Below are 21,147 nucleotides of genomic sequence, written 5' to 3' on the forward strand. Positions count from 1 at the left end.
GTGCAGACTGGACCGAATATTTCCTCCTGGGCAATCCGCATGCTGGATGCGACCTCGGTGAAAACGGTCGGGTCGATGTAGCGCCCCCCCGCCTCTTCCCGATACGTGCCGCCAAGGGCAAGCGTCGCGCCTTCGGCTTTGCCGATCTCAATGTAGCCCAGAGTCTTGCGATATTGTGCTTCGCTGATGATCGGACCCATCAGCACGTCGTCGCGCAGCGTGTCGCCGACGGGGATGGACCGCGCGGCCTCGATGAACTTGCGCGTGAAATCCCGGGCGATGCCGTTCTGGAGCAGGATACGACCACCTTGATTGCACGATTGGCCGGCGTTGAGAAAGGCTCCATGCAAGGTTGCGTCGAGCGCGGCCCCCAGATCGGCATCGTTCATGACGATGTGGGCGTTCTTGCCGCCTAGCTCGAGTGAAACCTTCTTCAGCATCCGAGCGCCGATTTCCATGGCGTGTTTGCCCACCGCCGTCGATCCGGTGAAGGAGATCATCCGAATCAGCGGGTGCTTAAGCAAAGCCTCCCCGGTCAGCCTGCCGCTGCCGGTCACGATGTTGCACACCCCATCGGGCAGGCCCGCCTGCTTGAGGATAGGACCCAAGAGCAGTGTCGTGGCGGAAGTCAGTTCCGATGGCTTCACGACAGCCGCACAGCCGGCTGCAAGGGCGAACGGCAGCTTCTGGCTGATGATCAAGAACGGAAAATTCCAGGGCGTCACGATGCCGGCCACGCCTACTGGCGCGCGCAGTGTCAAGGCCAAATAGTCCTTACCCAGGCCGCCAAAACTGTCGCCTGTAAGAGAGCGGGCCTGCGTGGCGGCAAATTCCCACAGCATGGCCGACCGCTCGATCTCGAGCCTCGCCTGCTTGTGTGGCTTGCCGCTTTCGGCCATCTCGAACCAGGCCAGTTCATCGACGTTTTCGCGAATTAGAGTGGCGGTGCGCAGCAACACGTTGGAGCGTTGCTCCCCACTCGACAGGCGCCATCCGGCCTCGAAGGCAGCGTGAGCACGCACGCAAGCCTGATCGACCAAGCCCTCCCCCGCCTCATGCAACAGCGAAACCGGCGTGCCATTGGCCGGGTTGACCGACACACTCTGCCCGCCTTGGCTGAACGACCACGCGCCGTCAACCCAGTTTCCAAATTGTCTGACCGCTTTCGGCGGAGTAAAACCAGAAGTCATTCCAGATCCCTGCATTCCAGTCTGCGCCCGCCCTGACCGAAGGTGTCGAAGCGCGCCTCAACCCTGCGCAAAGCGGGCAACAAAATTACATATTTGTCAACAGCCTTCGCTGGTCACATATTTTAAAAATCAGCTGACTGTAAATGGTTGGCTGCACATTTCACGGGCTCGCAATTGCTGCAGCGGCAGCAAAATCGCTATACGCTGGCCCGACAGGTTACGGCCAGAGAGGCTGCGCGTCAGTCTGCGCGCAAGATTGATTGACAACTAGTCCGAAAAATTACAAATATGAAAACTGCCTGCCGATAATGGAGTGGTGATGGTTTCCCGCGTCAACAGAGCGTCTGCCGACATCGGCGGCACTTTCACCGATATCGTCATCGAGATCGGCGGCGTCCGCGCCTCGACCAAAATCCTGACGACCCATCAAGCGCCCGAACGCGCCGTTATCGACGGCGTGCAGGGCCTGCTGGAAACGCAGGGGCTTGGATTCGGTGACCTGGACGTCTTCCTCCACGGTACCACATTGGCGACGAACGCAATCATCGAACGCCGCGGTGCCAAGACGGCACTGATCACCACGCAAGGCTTCCGCGACACCATCGAAATTGGCTCGGAAAGCCGGCATGACCAGTACGACATCTTCATCAAGAAGCCACAGCCGTTGGTCGGGCGCGGCTTGCGCTTCACCATTCCAGAGCGGGTCGCCTCCGATGGAAGCGTCCTGCTCGAGCTCGATGATACACATGTCGCCGCACTTGCGCGTTGGTTGAAGGAGCAAGGCGTTCAATCGATCGCCGTCTCGTTGATCCATGCCTATGCGAATCCCTCGCATGAACTGCGCGTGCGGGAAATCCTGTCGGCTATGCTGCCCGACGTCTATTTTTGTATCTCGTCCGAGACGTGCCCCGAAATTCGTGAGTACGAGCGCACCTCGACCACAGTTGCCAATGCCTATATCCGTCCAATCATGGCCGGTTATCTTGGCCGGCTCAAAGCTGAGTTGGCGCAAAAGGGACTTAACGCGCCGATCCTGCTTATGACCTCGGGCGGCGGGCTCACGACCGTCGACCAGGCCGCCGATTACCCGATCCGCTTGGTCGAATCCGGCCCGGCCGGTGGGGCAATCCTTGCAGCCAAGATCGCAAAGGAATGCGACCTTGACGCCATCGTCTCATTCGACATGGGGGGGACGACCGCCAAGATCTGTCTGATCGACCATGGCCAGCCACTGAAATCGCGCAGCTTCGAGGTGGATCGGACCGAGCGGTTCCTCAAGGGTTCGGGCCTGCCGGTCCGGATACCCGTGATCGAAATGGTCGAGATCGGCGCGGGGGGCGGCTCGATCGCCCAGGTCGACAGCATGGGGCGCCTCACGGTTGGTCCTGAGAGTGCCTCTTCGGAGCCGGGGCCGGCTTGTTACGGAATCGGCGGCCGTCGGCCGACTGTCACCGACGGTGATTTCGTCTTGGGACGGATCGACACCCGAAAATTCGCGGACGGCCGCATGGTCTTGCGGCGCGACCTAGCCGAGCAAGCGCTATCCAGCGAGGTAGGGGATAAGTTGCGGTTGACGCCTGTCCAGGCCGCCGCCGCGGTCACCGCAATCGTCGAGGAGAACATGTCAAATGCCAGCCGGGTCCATGCCGCCGAGCACGGCAAGGACCTGCGGCGCCGCGCAATGATCGCCTTTGGCGGCGCCGCTCCGATGCACGCAGCGCAACTGGCAAGGAAACTGTCCTTGGTCAATGTGATCGTGCCCAAGGGAGCCGGCGTGGGATCTGCCATCGGCTTTCTGGAGGCGCCGTTGGCCTACGAGGTCGTGCGGAGCCGCCATAGCCGGCTGGACCGCGTCAACAATGCCGCCACTGCCGACCTCATCGCACAGATGAAGCAGGAAGCCAGCGCCGTGGTTGCTCCGGCAGCGGGGGGCCAACCCGTCAAGGCGCACGTCTCAGCGTTCCTGCGCTATGTCGGGCAGGGCCACGAGCTCGAGGTCGATCTGCCATTCGCGGCAGATGGCGGGATCGATGGCGCGGCCTTGAAGGAGGCATTCGATCGGCGATACAAAGAGGTCTTCGGTCGCTTCCTGCCCAATCACGAGATTGAGGTTCTCACATGGGCGGTAACCGCATCTGCCGAACAACCTGTCCTCGCGGTAGATGACCTCTCAAGTGGCAGCTGTCGGAAGATCGAACCGTCGGGCGAGATCCCCTTCACCGAAATCGATGGCTGCACCGTCCACGCTCCTGTCTACGAACGCTCCGAGCTTGGCCCGGGCATCGTCCTGACTGGGCCGCTCGTCATTACCGAGCGGGAGACCAACACAGTCGTTCCGAGGGATTTTTGTGTCGAATGAAATGCATTCGGTCATCTGGTCCTGACCAATCTTGCCGCACAGGCGGCCCGACAGTCCGATCGCAAAGGAGCGACAAATGACCGTCAGCCCTGAAATCCAGCAGATAGGAGAGATCGAGTTCCAGATTATGTGGAACCGCCTCATTGCCGTCGTCGAGGAACAGGCCCAGGCCTTGCGCCGCACGGCGTTCAGCCCGATCGTCCGCGAATCGGGCGATCTTTCTGCCGGCTACTTCCACCCCGACGGCCGCATGATCGCGCAGGCGGTTACAGGCACGCCCGGGCATGTCAATACGATGGCCGCCTCGGTGCTGCACTTCCTGAGCCGCTATCCCGCAGGCACGATGCGCGAGGGTGACGTCTATATCACAAACGATCCTTGGATGGGGACGGGCCATCTGCATGACTTCGTCGCGGTGACGCCCGCCTTTTACAAGGGCCATCTGGTTGGGCTTTTTGCATCCACTTGTCATTTCATGGACGTCGGAGGCATCGGCTTTGGCCCAGACGGCCGCGATGTCTTCGAGGAGGGTTTTTACGTCCCTCCGCTTGCAATGATAAAAGCGGGCGAGATCGATCAGACCCTGATAACCCTCGCGCGCTCGAATTCGCGCTACCCGGCTGAACTCGAAGGCGATCTGATGTCCCTCGCCGCCTGCAATCAGATCGGAGTGAGCCGGCTGGCTGACATGCTGGAGGAGTTTCATCTTACCGATCTGACTGCGCTCTGCGACCAGATTGTCAGGCGCTCACGCGACGCAGCCCTGAAGGCGATCGCCGCAATTCCGAAAGGCACGGCCGAGGCCGAGATGGTGATCGACGGTTATGACCGGCCGGTCACCTTGAAGGCAACAACCCGGATTGCCGAAGACCACATCACGGTAGATTTTACTGGCACATCAGGACTTTCAGCGCGCGGCATTAACGTGCCGATCAGCTATGCCCAGGCCTATTCGACCTATGCCATCGCCTGCGCGCTCTTCCCTGAGGTGCCGAACAATTCGGGCTCGCTTTCCGTCGTGACCGTCACGGCTCCCGAAGCGACGATCGTCAACGCCCAGCGCCCTGCGCCGGTATCGTCGCGACACGTCATCGGCCAGATGCTTCCCGACGTGGTCTATGGCTGTCTTGCGCAACTGGTTCCCGAGAACGTTTTGGCCGAGGGTGCGTCAGCTCTGTGGAATCTTATCCTTGAAGACGCGCATGACGCATGCCTCACCCAAGGCATCGCAGGGACGCGACGCTTCTCGGCGCTGTCGGTTCAGACCGGCGGCACCGGAGCCCGCTCGCGGCTTGATGGGCTAAATGCGACGGCCTTCCCGTCGGGAGTTTCTGGTGTTCCTGTCGAGATCCTCGAGACCCTGACCCCACTCATTTTCTGGCGCAAGGAATTGCGTGCCGGTTCGGGCGGAGCTGGCAAATTTCGTGGCGGTCTCGGTCAAAGCATCGAGATTGGTCATCGCGAAGACCATCCGTTCTACATCTACGCAGCCCTGGACCGCATCGAGAACCCCGCACGCGGCCGCTTCGGCGGCGAAGACGGTGCTCCAGGGAAAGTCGCGCTGAAGTCTGGCAGATCCCTCAAGGGCAAAGGCAAGCAGCTGGTACCCGCGGGCGACAGGCTTGTCGTCGAAACGCCCGGTGGGGGCGGCTATGGCCCCGCGGCCGAGCGCGATGCCGGCAGCGTCGCCGCCGATCGCCAAAACGGTCTAACCCAGTGAACCCGAGGAAAGCATGAGCGAACATAACTTATCTGACGAAACGCGAGCGAAGCTGAAGAAGATATCCACAGCGTCGATCGCCACGGCGCTCTATAAGCGAGGGCTCCGCAACCAGTTCATTCAGGGCGTCGTTCCAGTTGCGCCCAAACAGGACAACATGGTCGGCCCGGCATTCACACTGCGCTACATTCCCGCGCGCGAAGATCGCAATCCGATCACCGTTTTTCGGAATCCGGAACATCCGCAGCGCGTGGCGATGGAGACTTGCCCACCCGGCCATGTCCTCGTGATGGACGCGCGCAAGGACGCCAGGGCTGCGACCGCGGGTTCTATTTTGATCACGAGGCTGGCGTTGCGCGGCGCGGCGGGCGTGGTCTCGGATGGCGGCTTCCGCGATGCTGAAGGCATAGGCGCGCTGGACATGCCCGCCTACTACGCCAGGCCGTCCGCGCCAACCAACCTGACACATCATGAAGCACTGGACATCAACGTGCCCATTTCGTGCGGGGATGCGCCGATCTTCCCTGGCGATATCCTCGTCGGGGACAAGGACGGCGTGATGGTGGTCCCGGCTCACCTCGCCGACGAGATTGCAGAGGAATGCACCGGGATGGAAAGCTTCGAGGATTTCGTCCTGGAGGAGGTCCGTGGTGGCGCGTCGATCATCGGGCTCTACCCCTGCACCAAACCGGAAAACCAAGAAAAATATGACGTCTGGCGCAAGAAGGCAGGACGCTAGACCTAAGGCGGCCTCTTCCTCCCGAGGCCGGCTTGGCGGGCTGCGATCCTCCCTCCGCAGCCCGCCGCCTTTCTGACTGTGGCGACAGCCAACGGCCGATGCTCCCACAGCGGTCCCTGGTCTTAGTCACCATTCATCTGATCGATCCGAAGCTTGTTGAACGGGTGACGAGCTCCGGTGCCGAAGTTCGACAGATATGTGTCGTGGTGGAATCCCCTGGCCTCCAGGACGATCATAGTCACCACCCATATGATAAGGGCGAGGCCGAGGCCGATAGCTAGGCTCGAGATCCAGTACTGAGACAGGCCGGTCACGACCGCGCCCAGCGCCAGGGCCACGGTGAAGTACCCGACAATCTTATGGTAGGCCTCGAACCATCGGCGTTGCGGGCTCATGTCATAATGGTCGCCCCGATCGACGGTGGCGTTCGTGGCGCTCTGGGTGAATGCATCGGGGCCGCCATGGGTCCCGCGAAGGCGCGCGCTCACAAGCTGGAGAATGCCGAGGACAACGGTTGCAATGCCAAATACTGCGTGGATCGTGGCACTCAAGCCTCCGTTCACCAGCAAGGCGATCGACCCTCCGCAAAGGCTGCTGAAGGCAAGCAAGGAAAGTCCCAGGCGATGAACGGTAAACCAATAGAGCTTGCGACCAAGTCTAGGGCTTCCCTTCGGTATGCCTTCGCGAGAGGGCGGCGGCTTGCCGTACCGGGTGAGGAGAACAATGCCGGGCACCAGAACGATCCAGATCGTGAACATCAGCCAGGCGTGATATTCCCAATGCGCCTTGAGTGCGAAGCCAAATGGCAATTGCAAAGTGGTAGGAGCGTCCATGTGTTGGTCATCCGTCTGGCGCGCAGATCTATTGAGCCGCCTGGCGCCGTTGCTGACGCGCCAGGAGCCAGGAACCCAAAAACTTGCCGGGTCTACCTACCCCTTCACGGACCCGGCCATTAGGCCGCGAAGGAAGTACTTCCCAGCGAGAACGTAGATGGCAATCGTCGGCAGCGCGGTCAGCACGACTGCCGCCATGTCGACGTTGTAGCGCTTCACACCGGTGGTCGTGTTGACAATATTGTTCAGAGCTACGGTGACCGGAACGTTGTCGCCGGATGTAAATGTCGTGCCAAAAAGGAAGTCATTCCAGATATTGGTGAACTGCCAGATCACCGCAACGACGATACAAGGGATTGAAATGGGCAGGATGACCCTAAAGAAGGTTTGATAAAAACCCGCGCCATCTACCTTTGCGGCCTTGACCAATTCCGAAGGCAAAGAGACGAAATAATTCCTGAAGAAAAGCGTTGTGAAAGGGATCCCATATACCACGTGAACCAATATGAGACCGGGCATAGTGTTCGCCAGGCCAACCGCGCCGAGCGAACGAGCCATTGGAATGAGGATGATCTGAAATGGGATGAATACGCCAAAAAGGAGCAAGGCGAATATAACGTTGGACCCGCGAAACCTCCAATGCGTGAGCGCAAAACCGTTTATGGCTCCGATCGCGGTTGACAACCCGACAGCGGGGACGATCAGGATCATTGAATTGAGAAAGAAGCCCTTCAAACCTGAACATTGAAGGCCAATGCAGGCGGCGGACCAGGCTTCCTGCCAGGCCCCCAGGGTCGGCGCCTTCGGCAGCGAAAGCAAGGAGCCGTTGCGTATCTCGTCGATGTTCTTGAGAGACGTAAATACCACGACAACGAGCGGCAGCAGATAGACAGCCGCGATGAACATCAGGCAGCAATAGATGAATACGCGCCTGAGATGATACCGCCCTCCCCTTTCGAGAACGATGCTGTCATGCGTCATCGCGTTGTTTCCTCACGTCGGAATAAAGGTATGGTGCCACGACTGCGGTGACTGTCATGAAAATCATCATGGCGCTGGCGGCGCCCACTGCCATCTGGTCTCGACCAAATGTCTGCATGTACATGAACGTTGCGGGAAGATGTGTGCTGTTTCCAGGGCCGCCGGCGGTCAGCGCCACCACCAAGTCGAAGCTTTTCACTGCCTGCTGCGTCAGGATGACGAACACAGTCAAGAAGGCTGGCCCGAGTTGCGGTATGATGATGCGCCGGTAGATTTGAAAGCTGCCGGCCCCATCAAGCCTCGCGGCCTTGGTGATATCCTCGTCGATTCCTCGGAGCGCCGCGAGGAACAGGGCCATAACGAATCCGGATGACTGCCAGACCCCTGCAATGACGAGCGTGTAGATGGCAAACCGGGGGTCCACCAACCAGTCGAACCGGAAGCTATCCCAGCCCCATAGCCGCACCATTCGCTCGATGCCGAGGCCCGGATTGAGGATCCACTTCCAGGCGGTTCCTGTCACGATGAACGACAGCGCCATCGGGTAGAGATATATCGTTCGGAAGAGGCCCTCGGCGCGGATCTTCTGATCGACCAGGATCGCCAGCGCCATTCCGATGATCGATGCGATCGCGATAAACAGGATCGCGAAAATAAAAATATTGTCGACGGCGATCCGCCATATCGGATTGCTCCAGAGGCGCCAGTATTGGTCGAAGCCGACAAATTCATAGGAAGGCAGCATCTTGGATGCTGTGAACGACACCACCCCCGTCCACACCATGAAGCCGTAGACCGCCAGAAGGATGATAGCGACCGATGGGGCCAACGCCAGTTGGGACGCGTTGCGGGCAAGCCAGAGCTTGGCGCCGGAGCCCTCACGCCATTGCCCGCGCTTCGCGATTTGCTGGACCGGGAAAGTCGTTGACACCAGGAATCCTTTCGTCTCGCGAAGGCCGACGATCGCAGCTTGGTTGGGGCGGCCGCGATCGTCGCCTGACCTCGATCTGGTCCGCTACTGCGCGGATTTAAGGCCGGTTACGAGTTGGTCGATGGCCTGTTGCGAGGTCACGCTGGGCGTCTCGAAGAAAGTTGAGACGACGTCGGTGAAGACGCCCGTTTTCGTTGCGCCGGCCGCGGCATTGTGTGCGAGCGACGGCAGCGATTTCTGGCTCTTTTGGGCTTCGGCCCGATCCGCAAAGGCGGCCTTGCCGCAGAAATCGAACTTGTCCATGGAAACGTCGATCCGCGAAGGGATCGACCCCTTCTTGATGTTGAAGGCCTCCTGGAAATCTTTGTCCAGTATCGCCGACGCCATGGCGAGCTGGCCGGCCTGTTTGTCCTTGTCCTTGGTCTTGAAGAAGCCGAAATTGTCGGTCAGCCAGACGTAACTTCCCTTGGTCCCCGGGGCGGGCACACAGCCGTAGTCGACGTTGGGCTGCAGGTTGGCAAGCGACAGCTCGCCTTTCGCCCAGTCTCCCATGATCTGCATTCCAGCTTCACCCTTGATCACCATCTGGGTCGCAAGGTTCCAGTCGCGGCCGGGATAATTGGAATCGATATATTTGTTCATCTTACGCAGCTGGTCGAAAACCTTGACCATCGTGTCGCTGCGAAGCGCGGCTTCGTCCTCATCGATGACAGCCTTGCGATAGAAGTCGGCGCCGCCGATGCCAAGAACGGCATTCTCGAAGAGATCCAACTCCTGCCAGGGCTGACCCCCCAGGGCCAGCGGCGTCACGCCCTTGGCGAGAAGCTTTTCGGAAACTTCGTTGAATTCGTCCCAGGTTGTCGGCGGCTGCAGGCCGGCGGAATCGAAGACTTTCTTGTTGTACCAGAGCCAGTTCGAACGGTGCACGTTCACCGGAACCGCGACATACGAACCGTCATGAGAAATCAGAGGAACAAGTTCCGGAGCAATCACCTTGGCCCAGTCGTCCTTCTTGGCGAGGTCCGTCAGGTCGGTTAGCACACCCTCGGATGCCCAGGCCTGGACCTGCTGAGCGTGCATCTGCGCTGCGGCCGGCGCGGTATCGGATGCGATGCGGGCGCGCAGCACCTGCACCATGTTCATCCCGGTGCCACCGGCCACCGGCGAGTCGCTCCAGGTGACGCCACGCTCCTCCAGAAGTTTCTTGAGCACATTCAGTCCGGCTGCCTCGCTGCCACTGGTCCAGTAGTGCATAACCTCCACGTTCGGACCGCTCGCCAGCGCCATCGATGTCGAACCGGACAGCAACAAGGCCGTCGCAAGAACCAGATTCCGATTAAGCATTTCTCATTCCCCTTGGTGAAACTACGGTTGCGATACAAGGATGTTGGTTGCGGTTTTTGGGCGTCTCTTTCGCCTCTTCTTGACAACACGCGCGCCGCCTTTCCCGACGCCGACACTGCCGCCCTGTGTTCAGAGTTGCCGTCTCAGGCCACCGGCTCCAGATGTCTGACTTATCGTTAGCTTTTATTACATATATGTCAATCTGAAATCCGAGAGGCCACCTAAGCCGGAGGCCAGACAGGCATTCAATACACATACAGAATCGAGCTAAGTCCGCATTAAATCACAGAAAAATCGGGAAATGATTGCCTTTGCCTGACCTTTTCCATTCGGCGGCACGTTGACAAATAATAATCCGGTCGGACAAATTATCGGGCAAACGAGGGTCCCGCAGCTCTGCGGGAGTGAAGGAGTACATCGTAATGAACGAGAAAGTGGTCTCTTGGGGCCTGATCGGCGCCAGCACCATCGCACGCGAGTGGATGGTCAATTCCATACGCAAGCATCCGCTGGGCAGGGTTAAAGCTATCGTCAGCAGCGAGTTGAGTCGCGCCCAAGCATTCTCGGACCAGATGGGTATTCCTGACGCCTATGACTCGATTGTGCCGATGTTAAGCGATCGAGAAATCGACGCGGTCTACATCAGCACCAAAAACGATCAGCACCTGTCGCAGGCGCTGGCCGCCATCGAAGCCGGCAAGCACGTGCTTTGTGAAAAACCGCTCGCTTTGGAGCCGAAAGACGCGCAATCGATCGTTGAGGCAGCTGAACGCAAAGGCGTCGTACTCGCTACGAACCATCATCTGCGCAACATGGAGAGCCACCGAGCGATAAAGCGGCTTCTGCGCGAGGGAGCTATAGGAAAAATCAACTCCATTCGTATCTTCCACGCAGGAGCGTTACCCCAGAGCCTAAAGACTTGGAGGCTTTTCGACAAAAGCGCGGGCGCGGGGGTTATTTACGATATCACCGTGCACAATGGAGATCTCCTTCGATTCTATCTGGACAGCAATCCCACCAGGATCACCGCGCTGGCGAGTGCGTCTGGCGAAGGGGCGAACGGGATCGAGGATAGCGTCATGTCGGTATGGGAATTCCCAGGCGACATCTTGGTGCAATGCCACGACAGCTTTGTCGTCGGTCACGGCCCGCGCGGCGTAGAAATCCATGGCTCGGCCGGCAGCATTCTTGGCATCGACGTCATGTCACAGGCCCCCGGCGGCAGCGTCGTTTTGCGAACATCCGACGGTGAGCAAGACATACCTCTTGAACTCAAGGTCACTTATGACCGCGGTGTTTCCGATTTCATGGCCGCTATGCAAGGGAAAGGCCGGCCCTCCTCGACGGGCGAGGACGGCGTTTGGAGTGTGAAGTTGGCAAAGGCGGTGGCCCAATCGGCCGCCACAGGTCAGACCGTGTTAATCGAACAAGTGTGAGACCCGGTTGCGCGTCATGGCCGTTGCCCTTCACAACGGCAGCCGTCGTTCCTCAGGTTTTGGATGCCAGAAGTCGATAATTCGCCCTGATTGCCCTCAGATCGACAATCATCACCGGGCCGCGTTGAAGGCGCAGCCTCGCTTCATCGGGAATAGACAGGGGCGCCGAAGAGGGAGAAGGAGACATGTGTCTTGGGCGGTTCCCCCATGATGTGGTTCTCCGCCAGGTCGACCGCAATGAGCGCCGTTGGCCGCTCAGATTTCACGTTTGTGGAGGTAGCCGTCCTTGATCGTGACACGGATGCCGCTGCCGTCCTCCTGGAAGACGCCAATGTCTTCGAGCGGATTGCCGTCGACGATCAGGATGTCGGCGAAGGCGCCCGGGATAAGTTCTCCGAGCTTGCCCTCGTGCCGCACGATCTCGGCATTGACGATTGTGGCCGAATGCAAGGTCTGGGCGGGCGTTTCGACCGCGGAGCGGATCTTGAACTCATGCAGTTGATAATGATGCATGACGCCTTCCAGGTCGGTACCAAATCCCAGTTTGACGCCGGCGTCGCGGCAGATCTTTACTGCTTCGACGCCACGGCGCAGCATCATCTTGACCTGTTCGACGATATGTGCGGGCGTGCCCAGTTGGTCGGCGTAGAAGATGCTGGCCTCGAAGGTAGATAGTGTGGGCACGACGTAGGCGTTTTTGTCGGCCACCAGGCGCGCGGTATCCTCGTCTATCAGGTTCGCGTGCTCGATAGTGCGTACCCCAGCCTGGAGCGCGCGGCGGATAACATCAACGCCATAGCAGTGCGCCATCACATATGTGCCGAAATCGGCCGCCTCCTGCACGGCGACCCGTTGTTCTTCCAGTGAGAAATGCGGCGAGTAAATCGAGGATTTCCCGGAGTTGCCTCCCCCGGCCATCAACTTGATCTGATGAGCACCGGCCGCGATCTCCTCGCGCACTGCCCGGCGGACTGCATCCACGCCATCCACGACACGGCTGATGTTGCGCGTACTGCGACAATGCGGGCAGCCTTGATCATGTTCGGTCCGAACCCGGAAATCGCCCAGTCCGCCGGTGACCGCCAGCGCCAGCCCCGGTACGAATAGGCGCGGACCAGGAAACAGATTGAGGCGTGTGGCATCGGCGAGCGCCGCATCCGCGCCGCCGGAATCGCGCACGGTAGTAAAGCCCCGTCGCAGGTAGTCGGCAAGGATCTTCGAGGCGTGCGCCGCGACGAGGTAGGGTGCAGTGTTGGCCAGCGTCACCTGGTTGTTGACATAGGCCATCGCGTGGACATGTGCATCGATAAGGCCGGGCATCACGACGCGACCTCCGGCGTCAATTCTGGTCGCTCCCTGGGCCACGCCAACCGAGCCGGCGACCTCAACAATTTTTTGGCCCTCGATCCGGATCTGCTGGCCTGAACGCAACGTTGCGTCCCGTGGATCGAGCAGGGTGGCGTTGGTGATGACGATATCGCTCATTGATTTTCCCGTATGTGCGCCTGGCCATCCACCCATCAGCGGGTCGGGCCCTTTATCAACGACTCCCCGCCATCGACCACGACCGCCTGTCCGGTCATGAAGCGTGCATCGGCCGAGAGAATGAAGCGAACGATAGCGCCGAATTCCTCGACGGTCCCCATACGATGCAAAGGGACAAGCTCCGGCACCTTCTGGAGGAAAGATTCCCGCCCGCCAAACATCTCCCAGGCTGGGGCGTTGAAGGGCGTGTCCACCCAACCGGGGCAAAGAGCGTTCACCCGGATGTTGTCGCGGGCATATTCCAGCGCGAGTTGCCGGGTCATCGTCAGCAATGCCGACTTCGAAACGATGTATGGCAACGAACCTTCGGCGACCATGATCGATGCTGCCGATGCCGTGAAAAGCAAGCTGCCGCCTCCGGCCTGACGCAGCAGCGGAAGCGCGGCACGTGCCAGTAGAGCATTGGCGCGAACGTTCAGCGCGAAGCTGAGCTCGAAAGCGTCCAATTCCATGCTTTCGAGCGTGCCGACATGGCAAACACCGGCATTGTTCCAGACAGCATCCAGGCCGCCGAGGATTTCGCCGGCCTCGCTCACCACGGAGGAAATACGCGTGTCGTCGCCAATGTCGATTTCGAGAACCCGCTCAGCGCCCAGATCGTCCGGCGCTTTTTTCCTGTCGGCCATAACGACGCGCGCGCCGCAGGCGGCAAGAGCGCGAACGCCAGCCTCGCCCATGCCGCTGGAACCGCCGACGACGAGAACGCGCTGTCCGATTTGGCTCATCTGACGGCAATCTCCCTGGCGGCCTGAGTGAGACGCAGCGGCCCGTTTTGCGTGACCAGGACCGTTTCGCTGAAGGGCATGCCCTCGCAATAGTGGATGACGTGGAAAACCATGTTCGGCTCGAGTGCCCAGGTCTCGTTGGGCATGAAGATGCGGGTATGATCGGACGTGCGGGGCGCGGCGTGATAGCCGAGCGTGTAGGCCGAAACCTGTGGGTAGGTCTTCTTCAGGCCTTCGCGAAGCATGGTCTCGCGGGCGACGCGGTCAATCTCGCCCGAAATGGCGCCGGGAACCATGGCGGCGATGAATTCGTCCTGGATCTCGACAACCCGCTGCGCAATCGCGCCTTGACGATCAGAGACGTGTCCAACCGCCATCGGCCGGGCAATGCGCCCCGAATAGCCATAGACCTGCGGAACAGCCTCAATGAAGTAGAGCTCGCCCGCCTGCATAATCCGCTCGCCCAGCCGGCCGTGCATATTGGCGACTGTGCTGCCGTATCCGAACACGGCCACACGACCATTGTCGGCTCCCAGGCTGATAGCCTTGCGGTATGTTGCGATGGCAGGTTCGCGTTCTGATCGGCCCACGGCGATTGCGTCGGTTCCGGCCTGGATCGCGGCGTCAGCTATCGCGCAGGCGCGGCGCAACGCCTCGATCTCGGCCGGCGACTTGATCAAGCGGTGTTCCCAGATCACCTTTCCGAAGTCGATGAATTTCAGTCCGGGATTTACTGCCTGGACCCGCTCATATCGCTCGATGGTCAGGAAATGGCTGTCCGTCTCGATGGCCAGCGTTTTCGTGCCGCTGTCGCGGATGAGCCCCGCCAGGAGCGCGGTTTCGTCCTCGTGATCGTCAAAGGTGACAAACGCGTCCACAGTGGCCTGCCGCTGGGCCCCGAACTGATCGGCCGAGCGGATCAGCAGGGTCACATCACCCAAGAGTGAGATCAGCGCACCCTGGTAGCGAGCACCGGAGTGGGCGTAGCCCGTCAGGTAAGCCAGGCTGTCGATCTGATCGACGAGCAACAGGTCGGCGCCGCGATCAGCCATTTCCGCAAGAACACGGCTGACCCGTCTCCTGAATTCCGCCCGATCGAAGGGCAGCAAGGGCAGCGGGCTATCAGCCTTGGCGGTGCCGCCCGTCATGCTGCATCCCGGTTGAAATGGAAGCCCAGATCGGCCCAGGTCTTGCGTTCGCTCTCGGGAAGCCGACGACCGTATTTCGCCTTCGGGTGATAGTCCCGCGACAGTTCCGTCTTGGCGACGGTCTTCATGATCATGCTTTCACGCGTATGAAGCGTGGCGACGCGTGCATCGCGCATCAGGCGCGGGATGGAACTCCACCGGAAAACCGCTCTCGTGCCTACGATTTCGAAGGCCTTGGTCGAAACCAAACCCACCGTCGTCTTGGCCATATGCAGGCCCATGAGAGTTGCGTGCGAGGCCTCGCCCCACATCTTCTGGTCGTAGAGATGTTGCGCGTACCACAGTTGCGAACGCGTCGCAGCGATCGCAGAGGCCATCTCGCCGAGCGAGTACATATTGGTGTCGTCCTGCTGCAGGAACGCTCTTGCCGCGACCGCATCGCGCACTTCCTCATAGATGCCCTGCGCCGAACCGAGCGAATGCGCCGCGTAGGCAAGTTCGAAAGTGTACGGATGGCTCTGGTTGAAGTCACCGGGCTCGCCAAGAACGTTCTTCCACGGAATGAAGACATTGGTGAACTTGGCGCCGCCCGATAGCGATGCGCGAATGCCGATCGCCTCTTCCCAGCCGGGCACGAACTCGACGCCCGGATTGGGCAACTCGATCACGAAGACGCTCGCACCGACATCGGGATCATCTGTCCCGGGGGCCAAGGCCCAAAACAGCAGGTATTTCGACGCCGCACCACCGCTGGTGAAACCCTTGAAGCCGTTCGCGAGGAAACCTCCCTCTGTGGGCGTCAAATCCGAGGCGAAGGAAATCTTGCCGTCCTTGTGCGGCACCACCTGCGAGCGGCCCGGCTGGACCTCGCTGCCGACCGAGGCCACGCCCGCTCCGTTTTCAGCCACATCGGCCAGGATGCGACGTTTCTGCTCCTCATTGCCGAGCGCGGCCACCAGCCCAAAGCAGTGATACTGGTTCTGAATGATCCAGCCGGTGCTACCGCAGGCCGAGGCGAAGATCTCGACCACAGCGTGGCACACATTGCTGAAGCCGGCATCATCGTTGGCATACCCGCCATATTCCTTCGGCACGCCAAGCCTCAGAAAGCCGCCGTCGATGATGTCTTGCCAGTTCTCCTGCGGCCAGCCACCAGCCTCGTCGACCTGCCTTGCGCGTTGGGCAAAGACCTCCTTGAGGGCTCTCGCCTTTTCGATCCATTGCGCGTCTTCGGGGTTTGACTTGAACGGATACATCCGATCCCTTTCCTTCCTGCCGGCCGGCATGCCGTATTGCATGCAGTATGCAGTTTGGCTCAGCTTCCGTCAATGGCCTTTCGATATGTTTCGATGGCACGAATGACCAGCCGGTGGTCATCGATGGAGGCGAGACCCGCGCAGCCAATTGCACCGACCATGGTGCTTCCCACGCAAATCGGCACCGCGCCCCCGCAAAGCACGTAGCGGCTGGGATCGAGGGCGCGCTGGTTGGCGAAGTCGGGCTCCAGCCTGGCCTGCAGCTCAAGCTGCATCGAAGCCTTGGCGAAGCGCCTTACTGTGGCGAATTTCCTTTCAATCCAATGTTGATAGTCAGCGCTGGTGCCAGGCAGCGCTGCACGGAAGATCACCTGTTCGCCGAGGTCGACGCCGACCGCGACGCACAGCCCTTCGTCCTCCGCCAGACCGAGCAAGGTCTTACCAACGCGCAGCGCATCGGCCTGGCTGAACGACGAGAATGCATGCCTTTCCGTCTCTCTTTTAATTGCCTCGATCTGGTCTCGAATTTCATCCATGGGTCCAATCCTCAAACCTTGCGTTGTATGCACGTGGTTTGTTCATACGCGGCGCAAACGAGCATCGAACGCAGCCGTTCCGGCGCGATCTTCCTTCTATTCCAATGTCTTGAAGCCTTTTCGGCTTACTGCGTCAGGTTTTTTCAGCCGGCCGGTCCCGGCGCAGATCGCATGCAGTTAATCCTCGCCTATAACCATTGCCGCGGCCTTTTCCCCAATCATCATCGCGGGAGCGTTGGTATTTCCCGAGGTCACCACAGGCATCACCGAGGCATCCGCCACTCTCAGGCCCGCTATGCCGCGCACGCGCAATTCGGGATCGACGACCGCCATATCGTCGGTCCCCATCCTGCATGTGCCGGATGGATGGTACTCGTTCAACAGGTTGCGGCGGTTATAGGCCTGGATATCGCGGTCGGACTGGATGTGCAGGCCCGGGTCGAGCTCTTCCCCGGTGAAGTCACGGAAGGCTTGCTGGGCATTGATTTCACGCGCCAGCCGCAGGCCTTCGGTCAGGACCTGGACGTCGGCCGGATCAGTAAGAAGGTTGTGCTGGATCCGAGGCGCCATGAAGGGGTCGCTTGATTGCAGCAGGAGGCGGCCCCGCGACTTCGGCCGCATAAGGCCAAACTGCAGTGTGTAGGCATTGAAAGTCGCGATCTCGCCCTTGGGAGATTTCAGGTCGCGGCTCACGGGATAGAATTGGACCTGCAGGTTTGGTCGCTCCTCGGCAGGGTTGCTGCGCAGGAACGCCTGAACCGACATCGGGAAGACGGCTATCGGGCCCGTGCGCCTGAAAGCATATTCGGCCGCCGCCTTGAGGCCACGGACAGGATGCTTCAACGAGTAGTAGGTCAGGGGCTTGGTGCAGGCGAACTGTGCAAGACTGCCGCAGTGGTCCTGAAGGTTCTCGCCCACGCCCGGAAGGTCCAGGATCGGATCAACGCCGGCAGCGCGCAATTGTTCGGCGGGGCCGATTCCCGCCAGCATCAGGAGATGGGGAGACATATAGGCACCGGCAGACAGTATCGTCTCGGCGGCGGCAGCCGAGTGCTCGACGCCCTTGATGGTGTAGCGCACACCAGTACAGCGCGGCCCTTGCAAGAGGAGGCCAGTGACATGGGCATTCGTTGCCACCGTCAGGTTCTTGCGGTGGCGGATCGGCCGCAAATAGCCTTGCGCGGCCGAACAGCGAACGCCGCGCCTTTTGTCGATGTTGTACTGGACCCAGTCGAAGCCCTCGTGGTTTCCGGTGTTGTAGTCCTCGACAACGGGCATGCCCATCTGCCGCCCGGCCTCGAGGAAGGCTTCGAACAAAGGCGTGCGGTAGTTGCCGTAGCTGACGGTTATCGGCCCAAATGAGCCACGATCCTGGGAAGCCGGCCCCTGCCAGGTCTCCATGCGTTTGAAGTAAGGCAAGACACCATTCCAGTCCCAGCCCGTCGCGCCTGCCCGCTGCCACTCGTTGAAGTCCTCGGCATGTCCCCGGACAAATATCATGCCGTTGATCGCCGACGATCCGCCGAGGACCTTACCGCGTGGAAGTTTGATGCGCCGGTTGTCGACGCCTGGCTCCGGCTCGCTCGTCAGCCGCCAATCCAAATGACCGCCCACCGTATAGTTCACGCCAATCGGTATTCGGATCAGGGGATTCCAGTCCCTGGGTCCGGCTTCCAGCAGCAGCACCTTGACTGCCGGATCGGCGCTCAATCGGTTTGCCAGCACACAACCTGCCGATCCCGCACCGACAATGATAAAATCAAAAACTGCAGTCACGACATTTTCTCACGGCAAGCAGATCTGGTGTCCGGTGGCTTCAAGTTCACGATGGTCTTTCTCGGATGGTCAGGCCCGGCTCAACCCTTGACGGATCCCGCGACCAGACCGCGCAGGAAATAACGGCCGGCAAAGACGTACACCAAAAGGGTTGGCAGAGCGGTCAAGAACACCGCGGCCATGTTGACGTTGTATTCTTTCGTTCCGGTGGTTGACGCCACCATGTTGTACAGCCCAACGGTTACAGGCGACGTCAGGCCGGAGGTGTAGGTGGTGGCCAAAAGATAGTCGTTCCAGATGTGGGTGAATTGCCAGATGACCGACACCACCACCGTTGGGATGGCGATGGGAAGCACGATGCGACGGAAAATCTGCAGGAACCTGGCGCCATCCATGCGGGCTGCATCGACGATCTCGTGCGGCACGGTGACAAAGAAGTTGCGAAAGAACAACGTTGTGAAGGCAATGCCATAGATCACATGGACCAGGATCAGACCCACGACGCTGTTGGCGATGCCAAGCGAACCCATCACATAGGCCAATGGGATGAGCACGATCTGCAGCGGAATGAAGACACCAAACAAGAGAAACGCGAAGACCCAATTGTGGCCCGGGAACTTGAAATGGGTGAGGGCGAAGCCGTTGACCGCGCCGATCGGGGTCGACAGCAGCACAGCCGGCACTACCATCATCACCGAGTTCACGAAATATGGTGCCAGTCCGTTGCAACTTGTTCCTATGCAGGCGGTGAACATGGCCTGGTACCATGGCTGCATCGTCGGGGCGGTGGGAAAGTCGATGATTGTGCCGGCGCGCAATTCCTCCAGCGACTTCAGCGAAGTCAGCACCACGACAAGAAGCGGAAAGACATAGATGGCGGCCATGAACAGAAGCGCGCCGTAGATGATGACGCGGGTGACCCTGTGCGCCAGGCCGGTCCCCAGCACCACTTCATGCGTGCTCATCGGAGGCATTCCTGGTTGAAGTATAGAGATAGGGCACGACGATCGCCAGGATTGTCATGAAGATCATCACGGCACTCGCCGCCCCGACGCCTAGCTGAGAGCGTTCGAAAGTCTGCTTGTACATGAAGGTCGCCGGCACCTGTGTGCTGTTGGCGGGCCCACCGTTGGTGAGGGCGACGACAAGGTCGAAGGTCCGCAGCGCCTGCTGGACCAGCACTACAGCAACGGTCACGAAGGTTGGGCCAAGAAGCGGGATGATTATGCGCCGATAGATCGAGGGGCCACCTGCCCCATCAAGTCGCGCGGCTTTCATCAAATCCTCGTCGATACCGCGCAACCCGGCAAGGAACAGAGCCATGACGAAGCCGGAGGCCTGCCAGACACCCGCCAGCACGACAGTGTAGAGAGCAAAGCGCGGGTTCACCAACCAGTCAAACCGAAAATCCTCCCAACCCCAATTGCGCAAGACACGTTCTATGCCAAGGCCGGGGTTGAGGATCCACTTCCACGCCGTTCCGGTGACGACGAATGAAAGTGCCATCGGGTAGAGGTAGATGAGCCGCAAGGCCCCTTCCGCTCTTATTTTCTGGTCAAGAAGTATAGCAAGAAACAGACCGACCACGGTCGTCAGCAGAATGTACAAAAATGTGAAAACGAAGATATTCTTCGCCGATTGCACCCAGATCGGGTTGGACCACAAATTGTAGTACTGCCGCAGCCCGACCCAATGATAGTCCGGCAACATCCCTGAAGCGCTGAACGATATGTAGGCCGTCCAGAGCATGAAGCCATAGACGAATATCGACGCTATCGCGACCGAAGGCGCGAGGGCGATCTGGGACGCGTGTCTGCCGATGAATGTCCGCACACGCCCGGTCTCGAGAGACGGACGCACCGTCAAGATTTCGGACTTCAGCGATAGCATATCCATTCGCTTTGCCGCCAACCGATGAGGAAGTTTTGTCCCTGGTCGATAGCCATGCCGCGGCTGGTCCCCTGAGGCGACCACCCGCGGCACGACCGCTTGGGAGCGTGTTGATTATTCAGAGATCGTCTTCAGTCCGTTCACGAGCTGCTCAACTGCAGCCTTCGAGGTCATGGACGGCTGCTCGAAGAAGGTCGATACCACGTCCATGAAGATGCCGCTCTTGGCCGGGCTCCACGCCTCGAAATGCGAAATCGCCGGGAATGCCTGGCCGTGTGAGGCTGCCTCGACCTGGGCCTTGTAAGAGGCCTGCGCGCAAAAATCGAGCGCCGCGGCGTCGACGTCGGAGCGTGCCGGCGTGGCTCCCTTCTTCAGGTTGAACCCGAGCTGGACCTTGGGATCGAACGTGGTCTCGGCCAATGCATCCTGCGCGGCCTCGACGGAGGCCTCCTTGCCTTTGAAGAAGACGAACGCGGTGGAGACGCTGAGATAGGTCTGGCCATTGCCGGGAGGCGGTGCGCAGCCGTAGTCGACGTTCGGCTTCAGATTTGCCAGCACCATCTCGCCTTTGACGTAGTCGCCAAGGACCTGCATGCCGGCCTCGCCGGTCATCACCATCTTGGCCGCGATGTTCCAGTCGCGGCCCGGGTAGTTCGGGTCGACATACTTGTTCATATTGCGGAATTCATCGAAGACCTTGATCATGGTGTCGCTCTTAAGCGCTTCTTCGTTCTGCTC

The 21,147-nt window shown here is 59.9% G+C and carries 18 protein-coding genes; 4 read left to right on the plus strand and 14 right to left on the minus strand.

The features are described 5' to 3' along the window. Positions 1-1,190 (minus strand): aldehyde dehydrogenase family protein (locus EOA28_RS05060; protein ID WP_189341930.1); only part of this gene is annotated, 1,190 nt, incomplete at its 3' end. A 319-nt stretch (positions 1,191-1,509) separates the two neighbouring features. On the opposite strand from EOA28_RS05060, the gene EOA28_RS05065 reads away from it, so the two are divergent. From EOA28_RS05065 to EOA28_RS05075, 3 genes are all read left to right on the plus strand, one after another. Continuing rightward, positions 1,510-3,549, plus strand: coding sequence for a hydantoinase/oxoprolinase family protein (locus EOA28_RS05065; protein WP_128314662.1), 2,040 nt, complete (start codon positions 1,510-1,512; stop codon positions 3,547-3,549). 76 nt (positions 3,550-3,625) lie between these two features. After that, positions 3,626-5,269, plus strand: a complete 1,644-nt coding sequence (locus tag EOA28_RS05070; RefSeq protein ID WP_128314663.1) for a hydantoinase B/oxoprolinase family protein — start codon at positions 3,626-3,628, stop codon at positions 5,267-5,269. Between the two features lie 13 nt (positions 5,270-5,282). Further along, positions 5,283-6,008 carry a ribonuclease activity regulator RraA gene (locus tag EOA28_RS05075; RefSeq protein WP_128314664.1) on the plus strand — a complete coding sequence of 242 codons (726 nt, stop codon included), beginning with the start codon at positions 5,283-5,285 and terminating at the stop codon, positions 6,006-6,008. A 122-nt stretch (positions 6,009-6,130) separates the two neighbouring features. Here the strand turns inward: EOA28_RS05075 and EOA28_RS05080 are convergent, their stop codons facing one another. The 4 genes from EOA28_RS05080 to EOA28_RS05095 form a co-directional block, all read right to left on the minus strand. Next, entirely contained in the window at positions 6,131-6,841 is a 711-nt protein-coding gene (locus tag EOA28_RS05080; protein ID WP_128314665.1) for a cytochrome b561 domain-containing protein, read from the minus strand. Between the two features lie 96 nt (positions 6,842-6,937). Beyond that, positions 6,938-7,822: a carbohydrate ABC transporter permease gene (locus EOA28_RS05085; RefSeq protein WP_128314666.1), complete on the minus strand. Its 885-nt coding sequence runs from the start codon at positions 7,820-7,822 to the stop codon at positions 6,938-6,940. Beyond that, complete coding sequence (locus EOA28_RS05090) at positions 7,812-8,657, minus strand: sugar ABC transporter permease (protein WP_245499246.1); 846 nt, start codon at positions 8,655-8,657, stop codon at positions 7,812-7,814. The genes EOA28_RS05085 and EOA28_RS05090 overlap by 11 nt, the downstream gene beginning before the upstream one ends. Positions 8,658-8,837: 180 nt before the next feature. Further along, the gene (locus EOA28_RS05095; protein ID WP_128314667.1) at positions 8,838-10,097 is read right to left on the minus strand and encodes an ABC transporter substrate-binding protein; all 1,260 of its coding nucleotides are present in this window, start codon (positions 10,095-10,097) and stop codon (positions 8,838-8,840) included. Between the two features lie 422 nt (positions 10,098-10,519). On the opposite strand from EOA28_RS05095, the gene EOA28_RS05100 reads away from it, so the two are divergent. Beyond that, entirely contained in the window at positions 10,520-11,533 is a 1,014-nt protein-coding gene (locus EOA28_RS05100; RefSeq protein WP_128314668.1) for a Gfo/Idh/MocA family oxidoreductase, read from the plus strand. 255 nt (positions 11,534-11,788) lie between these two features. Here EOA28_RS05100 and EOA28_RS05105 read toward each other — a convergent pair whose 3' ends face one another. The 9 genes from EOA28_RS05105 to EOA28_RS05145 form a co-directional block, all read right to left on the minus strand. Next, positions 11,789-13,018, minus strand: coding sequence for an amidohydrolase family protein (locus EOA28_RS05105; protein ID WP_189341931.1), 1,230 nt, complete (start codon positions 13,016-13,018; stop codon positions 11,789-11,791). A 35-nt stretch (positions 13,019-13,053) separates the two neighbouring features. After that, positions 13,054-13,803: an SDR family oxidoreductase gene (locus EOA28_RS05110; protein ID WP_128314670.1), complete on the minus strand. Its 750-nt coding sequence runs from the start codon at positions 13,801-13,803 to the stop codon at positions 13,054-13,056. Beyond that, positions 13,800-14,951, minus strand: coding sequence for a Xaa-Pro peptidase family protein (locus tag EOA28_RS05115; protein WP_128314671.1), 1,152 nt, complete (start codon positions 14,949-14,951; stop codon positions 13,800-13,802). Before EOA28_RS05115 ends, EOA28_RS05110 begins: the two co-directional genes overlap by 4 nt. Further along, a complete protein-coding gene (locus EOA28_RS05120) occupies positions 14,948-16,207 on the minus strand; it encodes an acyl-CoA dehydrogenase family protein (protein WP_189341932.1) in 1,260 nt (419 codons plus the stop codon). The genes EOA28_RS05115 and EOA28_RS05120 overlap by 4 nt, the downstream gene beginning before the upstream one ends. Before the next feature lie 59 nt (positions 16,208-16,266). Then, complete coding sequence (locus EOA28_RS05125) at positions 16,267-16,743, minus strand: heme-binding protein (protein ID WP_128314673.1); 477 nt, start codon at positions 16,741-16,743, stop codon at positions 16,267-16,269. A gap of 177 nt (positions 16,744-16,920) precedes the next feature. Then, positions 16,921-18,519 (minus strand): GMC family oxidoreductase N-terminal domain-containing protein, encoded by a 1,599-nt coding sequence (locus EOA28_RS05130; RefSeq protein ID WP_128314674.1) that lies wholly within the window; start codon positions 18,517-18,519, stop codon positions 16,921-16,923. Between the two features lie 80 nt (positions 18,520-18,599). Continuing rightward, a complete protein-coding gene (locus EOA28_RS05135; RefSeq protein ID WP_127405632.1) occupies positions 18,600-19,484 on the minus strand; it encodes a carbohydrate ABC transporter permease in 885 nt (294 codons plus the stop codon). Further along, complete coding sequence (locus EOA28_RS05140; RefSeq protein ID WP_128314675.1) at positions 19,471-20,415, minus strand: sugar ABC transporter permease; 945 nt, start codon at positions 20,413-20,415, stop codon at positions 19,471-19,473. The genes EOA28_RS05135 and EOA28_RS05140 overlap by 14 nt, the downstream gene beginning before the upstream one ends. Positions 20,416-20,523: 108 nt before the next feature. Then, positions 20,524-21,147, minus strand: a 624-nt coding sequence (locus EOA28_RS05145; RefSeq protein ID WP_210214920.1) for an ABC transporter substrate-binding protein, incomplete at its 5' end; no start/stop codon positions are given.

This window comes from Mesorhizobium sp. M2A.F.Ca.ET.067.02.1.1, from assembly GCF_004023285.1.
GTDB lineage: Bacteria > Pseudomonadota > Alphaproteobacteria > Rhizobiales > Rhizobiaceae > Mesorhizobium.

Bases quoted from the DNA above. Each gene is read 5' to 3' on its own strand.
- EOA28_RS05065 (WP_128314662.1), top strand. From the start codon at position 1,510: ATGGTTTCCCGCGTCAACAGAGCGTCTGCCGACATCGGCGGCACTTTC.
- EOA28_RS05070 (WP_128314663.1), top strand. From the start codon at position 3,626: ATGACCGTCAGCCCTGAAATCCAGCAGATAGGAGAGATCGAGTTCCAG.
- EOA28_RS05075 (WP_128314664.1), top strand. From the start codon at position 5,283: ATGAGCGAACATAACTTATCTGACGAAACGCGAGCGAAGCTGAAGAAG.
- EOA28_RS05080 (WP_128314665.1), bottom strand. From the start codon at position 6,841: ATGGACGCTCCTACCACTTTGCAATTGCCATTTGGCTTCGCACTCAAG.
- EOA28_RS05085 (WP_128314666.1), bottom strand. From the start codon at position 7,822: ATGACGCATGACAGCATCGTTCTCGAAAGGGGAGGGCGGTATCATCTC.
- EOA28_RS05095 (WP_128314667.1), bottom strand. From the start codon at position 10,097: ATGCTTAATCGGAATCTGGTTCTTGCGACGGCCTTGTTGCTGTCCGGT.
- EOA28_RS05100 (WP_128314668.1), top strand. From the start codon at position 10,520: ATGAACGAGAAAGTGGTCTCTTGGGGCCTGATCGGCGCCAGCACCATC.
- EOA28_RS05105 (WP_189341931.1), bottom strand. From the start codon at position 13,018: ATGAGCGATATCGTCATCACCAACGCCACCCTGCTCGATCCACGGGAC.
- EOA28_RS05110 (WP_128314670.1), bottom strand. From the start codon at position 13,803: ATGAGCCAAATCGGACAGCGCGTTCTCGTCGTCGGCGGTTCCAGCGGC.
- EOA28_RS05115 (WP_128314671.1), bottom strand. From the start codon at position 14,951: ATGACGGGCGGCACCGCCAAGGCTGATAGCCCGCTGCCCTTGCTGCCC.
- EOA28_RS05120 (WP_189341932.1), bottom strand. From the start codon at position 16,207: ATGTATCCGTTCAAGTCAAACCCCGAAGACGCGCAATGGATCGAAAAG.
- EOA28_RS05125 (WP_128314673.1), bottom strand. From the start codon at position 16,743: ATGGATGAAATTCGAGACCAGATCGAGGCAATTAAAAGAGAGACGGAA.
- EOA28_RS05135 (WP_127405632.1), bottom strand. From the start codon at position 19,484: ATGAGCACGCATGAAGTGGTGCTGGGGACCGGCCTGGCGCACAGGGTC.
- EOA28_RS05140 (WP_128314675.1), bottom strand. From the start codon at position 20,415: ATGGATATGCTATCGCTGAAGTCCGAAATCTTGACGGTGCGTCCGTCT.